12 protein-coding genes are annotated in these 14,472 nt (G+C 60.0%); 10 read left to right on the forward strand and 2 right to left on the reverse strand.

Annotated features, from left to right (window positions below; translation table 11 throughout):
* Window positions 1–7: 7 nt before the first annotated feature.
* Both maiA and ACR0JG_RS03035 read left to right on the forward strand, forming a co-directional pair.
* The gene (gene maiA / locus ACR0JG_RS03030; RefSeq protein WP_170402426.1) at window positions 8–646 is read left to right on the forward strand and encodes a maleylacetoacetate isomerase; all 639 of its coding nucleotides are present in this window, start codon (window positions 8–10) and stop codon (window positions 644–646) included.
* Window positions 647–734: 88 nt separating this feature from the next.
* Window positions 735–1,067 carry a DOPA 4,5-dioxygenase family protein gene (locus ACR0JG_RS03035; RefSeq protein WP_223116956.1) on the forward strand — a complete coding sequence of 111 codons (333 nt, stop codon included), beginning with the start codon at window positions 735–737 and terminating at the stop codon, window positions 1,065–1,067.
* Here ACR0JG_RS03035 and ACR0JG_RS03040 read toward each other — a convergent pair.
* On the reverse strand, window positions 1,064–2,692 hold the full coding sequence (locus ACR0JG_RS03040) for an acyl-CoA synthetase (protein WP_480567476.1): 1,629 nt from the start codon (window positions 2,690–2,692) through the stop codon (window positions 1,064–1,066). The two genes, ACR0JG_RS03035 and ACR0JG_RS03040, sit on opposite strands and share 4 nt — an antisense overlap.
* A 221-nt stretch (window positions 2,693–2,913) precedes the next feature.
* Here ACR0JG_RS03040 and ACR0JG_RS03045 point away from each other — a divergent pair, with 221 nt between their 5' ends.
* Complete coding sequence (locus tag ACR0JG_RS03045) at window positions 2,914–4,305, forward strand: aminotransferase family protein (RefSeq protein WP_480567477.1); 1,392 nt, start codon at window positions 2,914–2,916, stop codon at window positions 4,303–4,305.
* 241 nt (window positions 4,306–4,546) lie between these two features.
* Window positions 4,547–4,972 carry a GFA family protein gene (locus tag ACR0JG_RS03050; protein ID WP_223116959.1) on the forward strand — a complete coding sequence of 142 codons (426 nt, stop codon included), beginning with the start codon at window positions 4,547–4,549 and terminating at the stop codon, window positions 4,970–4,972.
* A gap of 170 nt (window positions 4,973–5,142) precedes the next feature.
* Here the strand turns inward: ACR0JG_RS03050 and ACR0JG_RS03055 are convergent, their stop codons facing one another.
* Window positions 5,143–5,703, reverse strand: a complete 561-nt coding sequence (locus ACR0JG_RS03055; protein WP_170392689.1) for a CHAP domain-containing protein — start codon at window positions 5,701–5,703, stop codon at window positions 5,143–5,145.
* Between the two features lie 322 nt (window positions 5,704–6,025).
* Between ACR0JG_RS03055 and ACR0JG_RS03060 the strand changes: the two genes are divergently transcribed.
* From ACR0JG_RS03060 to cobS, 6 genes are all read left to right on the forward strand, one after another.
* Entirely contained in the window at window positions 6,026–6,841 is an 816-nt protein-coding gene (locus ACR0JG_RS03060; RefSeq protein WP_480567478.1) for an ABC transporter substrate-binding protein, read from the forward strand.
* 1 nt (window position 6,842) lies between these two features.
* Window positions 6,843–7,676 (forward strand): amino acid ABC transporter permease, encoded by an 834-nt coding sequence (locus tag ACR0JG_RS03065; protein ID WP_480567479.1) that lies wholly within the window; start codon window positions 6,843–6,845, stop codon window positions 7,674–7,676.
* On the forward strand, window positions 7,676–8,407 hold the full coding sequence (locus ACR0JG_RS03070) for an amino acid ABC transporter ATP-binding protein (protein WP_480567480.1): 732 nt from the start codon (window positions 7,676–7,678) through the stop codon (window positions 8,405–8,407). The genes ACR0JG_RS03065 and ACR0JG_RS03070 overlap by 1 nt, the downstream gene beginning before the upstream one ends.
* Window positions 8,408–8,508: 101 nt before the next feature.
* Window positions 8,509–9,984 (forward strand): Y-family DNA polymerase, encoded by a 1,476-nt coding sequence (locus ACR0JG_RS03075; protein WP_480567481.1) that lies wholly within the window; start codon window positions 8,509–8,511, stop codon window positions 9,982–9,984.
* A complete protein-coding gene (locus tag ACR0JG_RS03080) occupies window positions 9,981–13,328 on the forward strand; it encodes an error-prone DNA polymerase (RefSeq protein ID WP_480567482.1) in 3,348 nt (1,115 codons plus the stop codon). The genes ACR0JG_RS03075 and ACR0JG_RS03080 overlap by 4 nt, the downstream gene beginning before the upstream one ends.
* Before the next feature lie 145 nt (window positions 13,329–13,473).
* Window positions 13,474–14,460 (forward strand): cobaltochelatase subunit CobS, encoded by a 987-nt coding sequence (cobS, locus tag ACR0JG_RS03085; RefSeq protein WP_010437533.1) that lies wholly within the window; start codon window positions 13,474–13,476, stop codon window positions 14,458–14,460.
* Window positions 14,461–14,472: the final 12 nt, after the last annotated feature.

Below are 14,472 nucleotides of genomic sequence, written 5' to 3' on the forward strand. Positions count from 1 at the left end.
CCATCGTATGTCCGAAGTGGTTCTGTTTGATTACTGGCGTTCGTCCGCCAGTTACCGGGTGCGGATTGCACTGAATCTGGCTGGGATCACCTACCGCCCGGTCGTCGTGGATCTGGTGAACGGGGCGCATCGCGCCCCGGATCATTTGGACCGCAACCCGCAGGGTCTGGTCCCGGTGCTGGATATCGATGGGGTTCGGTTGACCCAATCGCTGGCGATCATCGATTATCTGGATGAGACCCGCGAACTGGGTCTGCTGCCAACCGATCCGGCCAAGCGAGCCGCGGCGCGGGCATTGGCGCACAGTATCGCGGTGGATATCCATCCGGTCTGCAATCTGTCGGTTGCCAAACATGCCACCGCGCTCACCCAAGGTGCAGGCGACATGCCCGGCGACTGGATGCGTCACTTCATCCGGCCGGGTCTGCTCGCGTTTGAATCGCTGCTGGGCGGCTTTGATCAATCCCCGTTCTGCACCGGTGAAACGCCGGGTCTGGCCGATATCTGCCTGATCCCACAGCTTTATAATGCGCGCCGGTGGGAAGTTGATCTATCCGATATGCCACGCCTGACAGCAGTCGAGGCCGTCTGCGCCGAGCATTCGGCCTTTGCCGCAGCCCATCCTGACCTGCACGCTCCGCTCTGAACCGGCGCACAGAGTCTGTGTGGCGGTGCGGGTGCACAAATCCTCGCGCCGTCCTTAGGTTTCTGTGCAACGACAGATGGAGACCCCCATGCCCAAGATCACCGGCTACCACGCCCATGTCTATTTCGACGCCGACTCTCAGGACACGGCACGGCAGGTCTGTGAAGAGGCCGCGCGTCTGTTTCCCACTGTGCAGATGGGCCGCATGCATGCGCGCAATGTTGGCCCGCATCCGCGATGGAGTTGCCAGCTGGGCTTTCCCGCCGAAGCCTTTGATCAGGTCTTTCCCTGGCTGATCCTGAACCGGCAAGGGCTGACCATTTTCACCCATCCAGAAACCGGCGATCACTTGGCCGATCACCGGGATCGCGCTATCTGGATGGGCGAGATGCTGCCGCTTGATTTGTCGATCTTCGATTAACCCAATTCACGCGCCCGGTCGCGCAGGATGAACTTCTGAATCTTCCCCGTCGACGTCTTGGGCAACGCCCCAAACACAACCGTCTTGGGTGCTTTGAAATGGGCCATATGATCCCGGCAGAAAGCGATGATCTCCGCCTCATTCGCCTCTGCCTGCGGTTTCAATTCAACAAATGCACACGGCGTTTCACCCCATTTCTCATCCGGGCGGGCCACCACCGCCGCCTCCATCACGGCCGGGTGTTTATAAAGCGTGTCTTCGACCTCAACGGATGAGATATTCTCGCCGCCCGAGATGATGATGTCCTTGGACCGATCCTTCAGCGCGATATAGCCATCCGGATGCATCACGCCCAGATCGCCCGAGGCAAACCACCCGCCCTTGAAGGCTTTGTCTGTCGCCTCGGCGTTCTTGAGATAGCCCTTCATGACAATGTTGCCCTGCATGAATATCTCACCCATGGTTTCGCCATCCGAAGGAACAGGCTCCATGGTTTCAGGGTCTGCGACCATCAAGCCAGACAATGCCACGTATTTCACACCCTGACGCACCTTGAGCGCGGCGCGGTCCTCTGCACCCTTGTCGTTCCATTCGTCCTTCCAGGCGCAGACGACGGATGGACCATAAGTCTCGGTCAACCCATAGACATGGGTAACCTCGACACCCATCCCTTCCATCGCTTCGATCACCTTGGCCGGCGGTGGAGCGCCAGCGGTCATCGCCTTGATCTGCTGCGTGAAATCCTTGAGGTGATCCGGTGCATTGGCCAGCATGTTCAGCACGATCGGCGCGCCGCAGAAATGCGTTACGCCCTCTTCTCGGAAGGCGCGATAGATCGGTTCGTCCCGTACGGCGCGCAGGCAGACGGAGGTGCCCGCATTGGCCGCCATCGTCCACGGGAAACACCAGCCGTTGCAGTGGAACATCGGCAAGGTCCACAGATAGACCGAATGCTGCGGCATCCCCCATGTCAGAATGTTCGACGTCGCGTTCAGCGCCGCGCCGCGGTGGTGATAGACTACACCCTTGGGGTTGCCGGTGGTGCCCGAGGTATAGTTCAGCGTGATCGCATCCCATTCGTCTTCGGGCAAAGACCAGTCGAACTCCGGATCACCCTCGGCCAACAGACCCTCATAGGTCAGATCTCCCAATCGCTCGCCACCGTCAATACTGGCGTCTTCGATGTCGATCACCAGAATGTTGTGATCCACCTGTCCTAACGCCTGTTTCACGACGCCTGAAAACTCGGGATCGACCAGCAGAACCTTGGCTTCGGCATGGTTCAGAATGAAGGCGATGATCGGCGCATCCAACCGCGTGTTGATCGCGTTCAGCACCGCCCCTGCCATGGGCACGCCAAAATGCGCCTCATACAGCTCGGGGATATTGGCCGCGATGATCGAGACTGTATCGCCCACGCCTACGCCACGCGTAGTCAGCGCGCTGGCCAGACGTCGGCTCCGCGCATAGGTTTCTGCCCAGCTATACCGGCGCTCGCCATACACAACGGATGGGTAATCCGGATACACTGCCGCCGTCCGCTCAAGATAGCTCAGCGGAGACAACGTTGTGAAATTCGCCGGGGTTTTATCCAGATGTTGCTGGTAGATAGGTGTGGCTGTCATCCGGCGATCCTCCCAAACTCGTCAGATTGTCGTATTGAGCACAAAGTTTACGTCATAACAAACCCGTATTAATACGCGTTTGAGCTACACTGGAGATATCCTATGGGCTAATCTGGCCCTACTTCACGCGCACCATTCGCGTTGATCTGCAGTATCACGTCACTTTGCGCCCGCCGGGACCTACTGATTCCCCGCGCGCCCCACTTTTGAAAGGACATGTCATGGACGGCACGTTCAACGAAAACGATCTTTCCCGCGTCGTCGAAGCCGACCGCGCCCACCTCTGGCATCACCTGATCCAGCACAAGCCGTTTGAGACCAACGATCCCCGTATCATTGTCGAAGGCAAAGGCATGCGCGTGTGGGACCAAAAGGGCAAAGAGCACCTGGATGCCGTATCAGGCGGTGTCTGGACCGTGAACGTGGGCTATGGCCGCGAATCTATCTGTAAGGCGGTTTATGACCAGCTGATGAAGCTGTGCTACTTCGCCAACACCGCAGGCTCGATCCCCGGTTCGAATTTCGCGGAAATGCTGATCGACAAGATGCCGGGCATGAGCCGCGTGTACTACACCAATTCAGGTTCTGAGGCGAACGAGAAGGCGTTCAAGATGATCCGCCAGATCGCGCACAAGAAATATGGCGGCAAGAAAACCAAAATCCTGTACCGTGACCGCGACTATCACGGCTCCACCCTGGCGACCATGTCGGCAGGTGGTCAGGACGAGCGCACCGCGCAATACGGTCCCTTTGCACCCGATTTTGTGCGCGTGCCTCACTGCATGGAGTACCGCAAGCACGAGCTGGACGGCGCACCGGAAGAGAGCTTTGGTGAATGGGCTGCAGATCAGATCGAAGAGGTCATCCTGCGCGAAGGCCCTGACACTGTTGGTGCCCTGTGCCTTGAGCCCGTGACCGCAGGCGGTGGCGTCATCGAAGCGCCTGAAGGCTATTGGCCCCGCGTGCAAGAGATCTGCAAGAAATACGACATCCTGCTTCACATTGACGAGGTTGTCTGCGGCGTAGGTCGGACCGGCACGTGGTTCGGCTACCAGCAGTACGGCATCAAGCCGGACTTCGTGACCATGGCCAAGGGCGTTGCCTCGGGTTATGCCGCGATCGCCTGCATGGTCACCACCGAGGAAGTCTTTGACATGTTCAAAGACGACGCGGCAGACCCGATGAACTATTTCCGTGATATCTCGACCTTTGGTGGCTGCACTGCCGGTCCGGCGGCAGCGGTTGAAAACATGCGCATCATTCAGGATGAAAACCTGCTGCAGAACTGCGTCGACATGGGTGATCGCATGATGGGCAACCTGCAGGCGCTGATGGAGAAGCACAAAGTCATCGGCGACGTGCGCGGCAAGGGTCTGTTCCTTGGCGCCGAGCTGGTAACCGATCGGACCACCAAGGATCCGATGGACGAAAAGCGCGTTCAGGCCGTGGTTGCTGATTGTATGGCGCAGGGCGTCATCATCGGTGCCACCAACCGCTCGATCCCCAGCCGCAACAACACGCTGTGCTTCTCGCCAGCGCTGATTGCAACGGCGGACGATATCGACCAGATCACTGACGCCGTAGACGGCGCGCTGGGGCGTGTGTTCGGCTGATCTAGGCAACGAACTACCATTGAACCACATGAAACCCGCCAAATTTCGGCGGGTTTCTTTTCATGAGGACATCAGCCAAGCGTATGAGCTGATGCCAAAGATACTCAATTTTCATTCAAATGGCGGGAAAGAGTCCAAATTAGCCCTGAGCGCCGACGTTTTCTGCTGATGAAACGTCCCAAAATATCCATCTCAAAACTTACCTGCGTCCTATGTTTCAGGAGTTTGGGAGGGAAATCGAATGGCGACGCACGGGTATTGTCTGTGTAAAAGAACGAGCTGGGCCTACCAGGGCAGTCAAACATGGGCATGCTATTGCCACTGCGATGATTGCCGTCGGAATTGTGCCGCGCCGGTGGTTGCCTGGTTAGGCGTGCCGATAGAGAACTTTGAGTGGACCGGCGATAAACCCGGCACTTATGAAAGTTCCAAAGGCGTTTTCAGGCACTTTTGCGGGACGTGCGGATCACCTATTGGATTTGAAGCCGATCATTATCCGGGTGGTATGCACCTTTACGCAGCGTCGCTCGAAAACCCGGAAGATTTCAAACCGACTTTTCACGTCAACAAGCAAAGCAAATTGCCTTGGCTGCAAATGACTGATGATCTCGACGCGTTTGAAGGCACATTGCTACACACCCCTAACGACCCAGACGGATATCGTTAGATGAGGAAGCCACCTGGTTTTCAAGTGGCTGCTTTGCGCTGCCCTGCAGTCATTGATCATGTGTCAATGTAAACGTACCCGCCACCGAACACACGCGCACGGATGACAGCGGCACATCGGACGCTCGGCTTCACCGTACCAGCTACCGGCCGGGGCGCGGAGAGCTCAGATTACTCACCAAAATTCGGATAGATAAACCCGTTCACCGGGTACGAACTGCCGTAACTGCCCGGCCGGCTTTCAACCCGGACAAGCGTCCAATCATTGTTTTTGGACACGTCCCTCACGCCCATCTGCAACGACACCTTATTCCGGAGCCAGTTTGCGTGGTTCACAATGACTTCCCGCTCGGTGACAATATCGGACACGACAGCCACATGTCCCAGGGGCATCCCTCTGGTGGCCCGAAACGACATCACCGCACCGACCTCCGGTTCATTACCCCGGTCAAACCCATTGCGGGCCTTGCCCCACCAATCCTTGGCATTGCCACGAATTTCGATGCCGCTGAGGTTGCGTGCGTAGGGCACGCACCACACCCTTTGTCCCAGCGCATGTTTTCTTGAGACCTCTTGCAACGCCATGGCCTGACGTTCGGGATCCAAGTCCACCTCATTCGGATTCTTAGCACAGGCCGAGATCAAACTGAAAAGTCCCAAAACAACGGCAATTCGCGCGACGCCGGGCAGGCGCGACCAGATCGTATCGGTATTGCGTGCGTTGTACTGCAAGAAGGTTCTTTGCCGGTTTGAGTGGTGAAGCAGTTTTAATAATATCTTTAGGAAAAAGAAAAGAGCCCAACTGTTCTCCGGCAGAATATTGCCAGTTCCTGCGCCGCATTCCGGCCGTTGGCCGAGCGTGCGGTCACTTATGCAACAAGTTTCCTCCCTGTGCCGTCCCTGGGATTCCTGGCAGGCGAAGAGACCGGCACAAGGTCACCTGACACATGAACGCCAACCCGTCCCGCAGGTCGACGATCAAGCATCCGCTGGACAGTCGGGTTAGGCAGAATTACTTTGACCGCAACCCAATCCAACAGGAGGTTTGTATCGGATGTCCAAGACACTCTCGATCGCGGCAACTTCAATTCTGTTTTTGTCAACAGCGGCCAATGCGCAGGAACAATGCGCTGCCGGCAAAACGCTGACAGACGGCAAATTCACCATCGCAACGGGCAACCCGGCCTACTATCCGTGGGTGATCGACGACGCGCCTGAAAGCGGCGAAGGGTTCGAGGCAGCCGTTGCTTATGCCGTGGCTGAAGAAATGGGGTTCGCGGCTGATGATGTGGTCTGGGTCCGCTCGTCCTTCGACGAGGCGATCCAGCCTGGCGCCAAGGAATTTGACGTCAACATGCAGCAATATTCGATCACGCCCGAGCGCGATCAGGTGGTCGATTTCTCTGCCCCCTACTACACCGCTCCGATGGCGGTTCTGGTCAGCCCTAACTCAACCGAAACGGCCCCAACGCTCGAAGCGTTGAAAGGCCTGCAATGGGGGGCTGTTGGGTCCACCACGGCGGTTCCGAAACTGGCCAGTATCATCCAGCCCGACAGCGATCCGCTGCTTTATGGCGACAATGCTGACGTTAACGCCGCCATGTCGGCCAACCAGATCGATGCGGCCCTGTTCGACCTGCCCACCGCCCTGTTCCTCAGCGCGGTTATGATCGAAGGCTCAAAGGTCATTGGTCAGTTCCCGGCGGATGAAAATGACAATCCCGATCATTTCGGTATGCTGATGGAAGAAGGCAACCCGCTGAAGGCGTGCGTGGACGAAGCGCTGGCAGCACTGGCCGCGAACGGCAAACTGGCAGAAATCGAAGCCAAATGGCTGCAGGACACCACTGGTGTCCCTCTGATCAAGTAACATGGCAGATCACAAGGCGGCGGGGATGACCCGCCGCGAACGGTATGAGGCGCACCAACGTAGACGCGCGTTGGTGATCGCCACGATAAGCACGGTCACCGTTGTGGCCGCGATTTACTTTCTGGTGCCTTTGGCGCCGGGTTGGGCGAAGGTTCAGCAGAGCTTTTTCAACGGCGAGACGCTTGTAAAAACCTTCCCGAAACTGCTTGAGGCGTTTCGGATCAACGTAATGATCTTTTTGTGGTCCGCACCCGCAATCGCGGTGCTTGGCCTGTTGATCGCATTGGCAAGGGATGCCAAATCCCCCGCCCTTTTCCCGCTGCGCATCTTTGGCGCGGCGTTCACCGACATTTTTCGCGGTGTGCCTGTGATCCTGACGGTCTATCTGATCGGCTTCGGCATTCCGGGGCTCGGCCTGCCGCGTCCGTGGAATTCACCTTATATCTGGGGTTCGCTGGCGCTGATCCTGACCTATTCGGCCTATGTGGCTGAAATCTTCCGCTCTGGCATCGATAGTGTCCACCACAGTCAACGCGCCGCGGCCTTGTCGCTGGGTCTGTCGGAACGGCAGGTGATGCGCGACGTGGTGTTGCCGCAGGCGATCCGCAACGTGGTGCCATCACAGATGAACATGCTGATTGCGCTGCAAAAGGATGTCTCTCTGCTGAGCTTTATCGGCCCGGTCGAAATCTTCCGTCAGGCGGGGGTATTCAAATCGCTACTGGCGAATTTCACCCCCTATGTGGGCGCGGCGATCATCTTCCTGATCGTCACCATCCCCGCCACACGCTACGCCGATCACCTGATGGCCCGCCAAATGCGAGAGAGGCGCTGATGCCAAAACTGGAACTTCAGGGCGTAGTGAAACGCTTTGGCGACCGCACGGTCTGTGACGGGATCAATCTGACCGTGGATGAGGGCCAGATGGTCTGCCTGATCGGCGCATCCGGGTCGGGCAAATCCACCCTGCTGCGCTGCATCAACCTGCTGGAACCCATCGAAGACGGCGCAATCTTTCTGGATGGCGAGGATATCTCGGTCCCCGGTCTGAACCCGCAATCGGTGCGTGCCCGCATCGGGATCGTGTTCCAGAGCTTCAACCTGTTTCCGCATATGACCGCGCTTGAGAATGTCATGCTTGCCCCCCGCCGGGTGCGTAGACTGACACGCGCCGAATTGCAGCCCGAAGTCGAGGCGCTATTCGCCCGGTTCGGGTTGGCCGACCGGATGCACAACTATCCTGACCAATTGTCGGGCGGGCAGCAGCAGCGCGTTGCCATCGTGCGCGCCTTGGCCATGCAGCCTGAGGTCATGCTGTTTGATGAAATCACCTCGGCCCTCGATCCCCAACTTGTGGGCGAGGTGCTGGATGTTCTGCTGATGCTCAAGAAACAGGGCATGACGATGGTGATGGCCACGCATGAAATGGGCTTTGCCCGCGAGGCCGCCGACAAGATCTGTTTCCTCGACAGCGGTCGGATCATCGAAGAAGGCCCGCCCGAAGCGGTGTTTGACCACCCGACACACCAGACCACACAAGCCTTTCTGGCACGGGCGTTGAAGTAAGCGCGCGGGCTCTGAAACCCTGACGATCTGGCCCTCAAGGACTCGACTCTTTGAGGGTCAAGAACATATAAGAACAAATGTAGAACATTTGGGGGTTTTATATGTTCGGCGGGATGCAGCGCCGCATCGTTTCACTCTGGTTTCCCCGGCTGGCAAGCGACCGGGCTTTGCGCCTACGCCCGGTCGATGGGCCGTTTGTTCTGACGCTGAAACAGAATAATGCAAACCGGGTGTATTGCCTGAATGTGCAGGCCCAGCGGCAAGGCCTGCATTGCGGCATGCCCTATTCCGATGCCCGCGCCTTTTGCCCCGATCTGCAAAGCCATCCCGCCGATCCGCAAGGGGATCAACGGTTTCTGCACGCCCTGCGCCGCTGGGCCACGCGCTATTGCCCCTGGGTCGGGCTGGAGGGTGAGGATGGGCTGGTTCTGGACATCACCGGATCAGCTCATCTGGCTGGCGGGGAAGAGATGATGCTGACCGACATGCGCAGGCGTCTGGCCCGGGCCGGGCTGGCGGTGCAGATCGGTCTGGCCCCGACACGCGGTGCGGCCTGGGCTTTGGCCCATTATGGCGAGGGGGTCGCGACCCAGGATACCCTGAAGGCCATCCGCGCCCTGCCGGTGGCGGCGCTGCGGCTGGATGAGGATACCTCGGTCGCGCTGCAACGGCTGGGCCTGCGCCGGATTGGCGAGCTGGCGCAAACCCCGCGCGCGCCATTGACGCGCCGGTTTGGCCCCGAGGTTCTGATGCGTCTGGATCAGGCGCTGGGGGATCAACCTGAACAGATTACCCCGCTGGCCGACCCGCCCCATTACGGCGTGCGCATGACCCTGCCCGAGCCCATTGGCCTGCTGTCCGACATGATGGCCGGGGCGGAACGGCTGCTGGAACGGCTCTGCGACAAGCTGAAAGCGCAGGAAATGGGCGCGCGCAAGCTGTGCATCACCTTGCGCCGGGTGGATCAGGACCATCAGCAGGTCGAACTGCGGCTGGCCCGCCCTCTGCGTGACCCGTACCGCATCCTGCCCCTGTTCGAACGCGGGCTGGCCGAGGTGGATGCAGGCTTTGGCGTCGATCAGCTGCGGCTGGAGGCTACGCTGGTGGAACCCCTGCCGGTGCGCCAGATCAGCCGCGCCGCAAGCCGGGGCAAAGATCAACTGGATGACCTGATCACCCGCATCGGCACCCGGATCGGGCTGGAACAGGTCCATCGCCTACTGCCCGCGCAAAGCCATATCCCCGAACGCAGCTTCATCATCTCGCCCGCCGCCTATTCCGACCCCGCAGGCGGGTGGTGCGCTCTGCGCCCCCGCCCCCTGCAACTGTTTCCGCCAGAACCCATCGCCGGATCGGGCCCACACCCGCCGCGCCGCTTTCGCTGGCGACGCATGTCGCTGACCACAGGCCGCTCAACCGGCCCCGAACGCATCTGCCCCGAATGGTGGCTAGAAGATGAAAACTGGCGCACGGGCCTGCGCGATTACTGGCAGGTTGAAACCCGGCAGGGGCGGCGGTTGTGGCTGTATTACACGCCGCAAAATCCGGGATGGTTCGTGCATGGGGAATTCGCATGAGCAAAGCAAACCCGCCCAGCTCGCACGCGCAGGACCCCGGCTATGCCGAGTTGGGCGTAACCACCAATTTCACCTTCCTGACCGGAGCCTCACACCCAGAAGAGCTGGTGACCCGCGCGGCAGAGCTGGGCCTGAAGGCCATCGCGATCACCGACCGAAACTCTCTGGCCGGGGTGGTCCGGGGCTGGAGCGCGTTGAAAGAGCTGCGGCGCGAGGCGGAAGGCGCGGTACAGATCCGCTCGCAACACCGGGTTGATTCCTCGTCCCGGCAAGAGGTCGGGCATGTGCAGCCAATCGACAAACCGGACGTACCCGCCCTGCCCAAGCTGATCGTTGGCTGCCGTCTGGTTCTGCGCGACAGCGCGGTGCACTGGCTGGCCCTGCCCCGCGACCGCGCCGCCTATCAGCGACTGACCCGCCTGCTGACGCTGGGCAAACGACGGGCCGAGAAAGGAGAGTGCCATCTGGATCTGAAGGACATGCTGGCGGCCTGTCAGGGGATGATCCTAATCGCGCTGCCTCAGGCAGGGTTGAAACAGGCCATCCCCGACATTCAGACCGTCCGGCGGCAGTTCCCCAATGCGGTGTTTCTGGGGGCCGTGCCGCGTTATGACGGCAGTGACCGGGCCTATCTGGCGGCCTGTGCGCAGGCGGCGCTGCGGGCCTCGGCCCCGATGGTGGCGGTAGGCGATGTGCTGATGCACCGTGGCAACCGCCGCCAACTGGCCGATGTGCTGACCTGCATGCGCGAACACATCACGATTGACCAGATCGGCACCCGCGCCCTGCCCAATGCCGAGCGGCGGCTAAAAGGCTACGCGGATATGGCCCGGCTGTTTCAGGACCACCCCGGCGCGCTGCGCCGCACGCTGGAAATCGCCGACCGCTGCAGCTTTGACCTGAGCGAGCTGTCTTACGAATACCCAGACGAGATCGCCAGCACTGAAACCCCGCTGGCGCGGCTGGAACGTTTGGCCCACGAGGGGCTAAAACGACGCTATCCGGGTGGCCCGCCCGAGCGTGCGCTGCAATTGATGCAGAAAGAGCTGGCCCTGGTCGCCGATCTGGATTTCCCGGCCTATTTCCTGACCGTGCATGACATTGTGCAATTCGCCCGCTCGCAGGGCATTCTGTGTCAGGGGCGGGGCTCGGCCGCCAATTCGATCCTGTGCTATCTGCTGGGCATCACCGATGTCAGCCCCGACATGATCGCCATGGTGTTCGAGCGTTTTGTCTCGAAATACCGAGGCGAGCCGCCGGATATCGATGTGGATTTCGAACACGAGCGGCGCGAAGAGGTGATCCAGTGGATTTACGAGCAATATGGCCGCCACCGCGCGGGTCTCTGTGCCACGGTCATCCATTTCCGATCCCGCGCGGCAATCCGCGAGGTGGGCAAGGTAATGGGTCTGTCTCAGGACGTCACCGCAGGTCTGTCCGGCCAGATATGGGGGATGAGCAATGGCGGCGTTGATGCCGAGCGGCTGCAGGAACTGGGCCTCGACCTCAAGGACCGGCGCCTGATGCAGACCGTCCGCCTGATTGGCGAGATCATCGGTTTCCCCCGCCACCTGTCGCAACATGTGGGCGGGTTTGTCATCACCAAAGGGCGGCTGGATGAGCTATGCCCGATCGAAAACGCCGCGATGGAAGACCGCACCGTGATCGAATGGGACAAGGATGACATCGACGCGCTTGGCATTCTGAAGGTGGATATATTGGGGCTGGGGATGCTCAGTTGCATCCGCAAGGCGTTTGACTTGATGCAACAGCACAACAGCGAAACCCTCAGCATCGCGACCGTCCCGCAAGAGGACACGGCGACCTATGACATGCTGTGTGCCGCTGATGCGGTGGGCGTGTTTCAGGTCGAAAGCCGGGCACAAATGAATTTCCTGCCCCGGATGCGACCGCGCGAATTCTACGATCTGGTGATCGAGGTTGCCATCGTCCGCCCCGGCCCTATCCAGGGCGATATGGTGCAACCCTATATCCGACGGCGCAACGGGCTGGAAAAATCCGAACCCTTCGGCCCTGCCTTGGAAGAGGTGACGCGGCGCACGCTGGGCGTGCCGCTGTTTCAGGAACAGGCCCTGCAAATCGCCGTGGTTGGTGCAGGGTTTTCGGCGGAAGAGGCGGATCACCTGCGCCGCTCCTTGGCCTCATTCCGGCGCATGGGGACGATTGGCACCTATCGCGACAAGTTCATCGCGGGGATGCTGAACAACGGCTATACGCCCGAGGTCGCCGACCGCTGCTTTGGCCAGATCGAAGGCTTTGCCGATTACGGCTTTCCCGAAAGCCACGCAGCGGCTTTTGCCATGCTGGCCTATGTCTCGGCCTGGATGAAATGCCACCACCCGGCGATCTTTGCCTGCGCGCTGCTGAACTCGCAGCCCATGGGGTTTTATGCCCCCGCCCAAATCGTGCGCGACGCGCGCGAGCATGGGGTCGAGATCCGTCCGGTCTGCGTCAACGCCTCGGAATGGGACAATCTGCTGGAACGCCGTACCGATGGGGCGCTGGCCCTGCGGCTGGGTTTTCGTCAGATCAAGGGATTCAAGCAGGAAGACGCAGACTGGATCGTGGCCGCGCGGGGCAATGGGTATCCGGACCCCGAAACGCTGTGGCTGCGGGCCGGGCTGCGCCCGGATGTTCTGACCCGTCTGGCCGAGGCAGATGCGTTCTCCGGCATGGACCTGACCCGGCGCGACGCCCTGTGGCATGTCAAAGCCATCCGCAGCCGAACCGCCCTGCCGCTGTTCAATGACCCTATCGATGGCGAAAGCATCAATGAGCCGCAGGTCAACCTGCCGGTGATGCATCTGGGCGAGGAGGTTGTCGAAGACTACGTCTCGACCCGTCTGACCCTACGCTCGCACCCGATGGAGCTGTTGCGCCCGTCCCTGCCCGGCCTTGTGCCGCATGCCACGCTGCAGGACATCCCGCTGGGCCGCTACAGCGTCTGCGGGTTGGTGATTACGCGCCAGCGGCCGGGAACTGCCTCGGGCGTGATCTTTCTGACGCTCGAGGATGAAACCGGGGTCAGCAATGTGGTTGTCTGGCCCAAGGTCTATGAACGGTTTCGCCGCATCGTGATGGGCGGGCGGTTGCTGCAGGTTCGCGGGTATCTGCAGCGCGAGGGGATCGTCGTGCATCTGATCGCGCAGGAGATCACCGATATGTCGCATAAACTGTCCGAGCTTGGGCATCCGCTGGATGAGGCCATCGGCATCACCCAACCGCAAGCGGATGACACCCCGCGCCCTCGGCAGAACGGCCCAAGCGCCCGCCATCCGCGCGAACAGGCCAAGCGTCTGTTCCCAAGCCGGGATTTTCACTAGAACCCGCGCCAACATAAGGCCAGTTTCAAAGAAACATCTGGCTAACGTGATCCGGTCGCCTCTTTCCCTTGCCCTTGCCCGCAATATGTTGCACCACACACGGGTTCAAACCCGGTGAACGGGCCAAAGGATAAGGACAAGGCGCATGGCTGACGGATCGATCGACATCAACGCAAAACCCACCGAGGACATTTCGGTTCGCGAGGTGTTTGGCATTGACAGCGATATGGCAGTCAAGGGCTTTGCCGAACGCAGCGACCGTGTGCCGGTTATCGATCCAACCTACAAGTTCGATCCCGAAACCACGCTGGCGATTCTTGCGGGCTTTACCCATAACCGCCGGGTGATGATTCAGGGCTATCACGGCACCGGGAAATCGACCCATATCGAACAGGTTGCCGCCCGTCTGAACTGGCCTGCCGTGCGCGTGAACCTCGACAGCCATATCAGCCGGATCGACCTGATCGGCAAGGATGCGATCAAGCTGCGCGACGGCAAGCAGGTCACCGAATTCCACGAAGGCATCCTGCCCTGGGCGCTGCGCAACCCCGTTGCCATCGTCTTCGACGAATACGACGCGGGCCGTGCGGATGTGATGTTCGTGATCCAGCGCGTGCTGGAGCATGACGGCAAGCTGACCCTGCTGGACCAGAACGAAATCATCACACCGAACCCGAACTTCCGCCTGTTTGCGACGGCCAACACCGTCGGTCTGGGCGACACCACCGGCCTCTATCACGGTACACAGCAGATCAACCAGGCGCAGATGGACCGCTGGTCGCTGGTTTCGACGCTGAACTATCTCAGCCACGATGCCGAGACGATGATCGTGCTGTCGAAAGCGCCGCATTACAACACCGCCGAAGGCCGCAAGACCGTCAGCCAGATGGTCACCGTCGCCGACCTGACCCGGACCGCCTTCATGAACGGCGATCTGTCGACTGTCATGAGCCCCCGGACCGTGATCAACTGGGCTCAAAACGCAGAAATCTTCCGCAACATCGGCTATGCCTTCCGCCTGTCCTTCCTGAACAAATGCGACGAGCTGGAACGCCAGACGGTTGCCGAGTTCTATCAGCGCTGCTTTGATGAGGAACTGCCGGAAAGCGCGGCGAGCGCGAGCTTGGGCTAAGCAATATGAATT

The sequence above is a fragment of the Ruegeria sp. AD5 genome (genome assembly GCF_056542345.1).

Excerpts from the sequence above, each read along its gene's own strand:
- ACR0JG_RS03075 (WP_480567481.1), top strand. The coding sequence starts at position 8,509 with ATGTTCGGCGGGATGCAGCGCCGCATCGTTTCACTCTGGTTTCCCCGG.
- ACR0JG_RS03080 (WP_480567482.1), top strand. The coding sequence starts at position 9,981 with ATGAGCAAAGCAAACCCGCCCAGCTCGCACGCGCAGGACCCCGGCTAT.
- ACR0JG_RS03035 (WP_223116956.1), top strand. The coding sequence starts at position 735 with ATGCCCAAGATCACCGGCTACCACGCCCATGTCTATTTCGACGCCGAC.
- ACR0JG_RS03060 (WP_480567478.1), top strand. The coding sequence starts at position 6,026 with ATGTCCAAGACACTCTCGATCGCGGCAACTTCAATTCTGTTTTTGTCA.
- ACR0JG_RS03050 (WP_223116959.1), top strand. The coding sequence starts at position 4,547 with ATGGCGACGCACGGGTATTGTCTGTGTAAAAGAACGAGCTGGGCCTAC.
- maiA (WP_170402426.1), top strand. The coding sequence starts at position 8 with ATGTCCGAAGTGGTTCTGTTTGATTACTGGCGTTCGTCCGCCAGTTAC.
- ACR0JG_RS03065 (WP_480567479.1), top strand. The coding sequence starts at position 6,843 with ATGGCAGATCACAAGGCGGCGGGGATGACCCGCCGCGAACGGTATGAG.
- ACR0JG_RS03070 (WP_480567480.1), top strand. The coding sequence starts at position 7,676 with ATGCCAAAACTGGAACTTCAGGGCGTAGTGAAACGCTTTGGCGACCGC.
- cobS (WP_010437533.1), top strand. The coding sequence starts at position 13,474 with ATGGCTGACGGATCGATCGACATCAACGCAAAACCCACCGAGGACATT.
- ACR0JG_RS03045 (WP_480567477.1), top strand. The coding sequence starts at position 2,914 with ATGGACGGCACGTTCAACGAAAACGATCTTTCCCGCGTCGTCGAAGCC.
- ACR0JG_RS03040 (WP_480567476.1), bottom strand. The coding sequence starts at position 2,692 with ATGACAGCCACACCTATCTACCAGCAACATCTGGATAAAACCCCGGCG.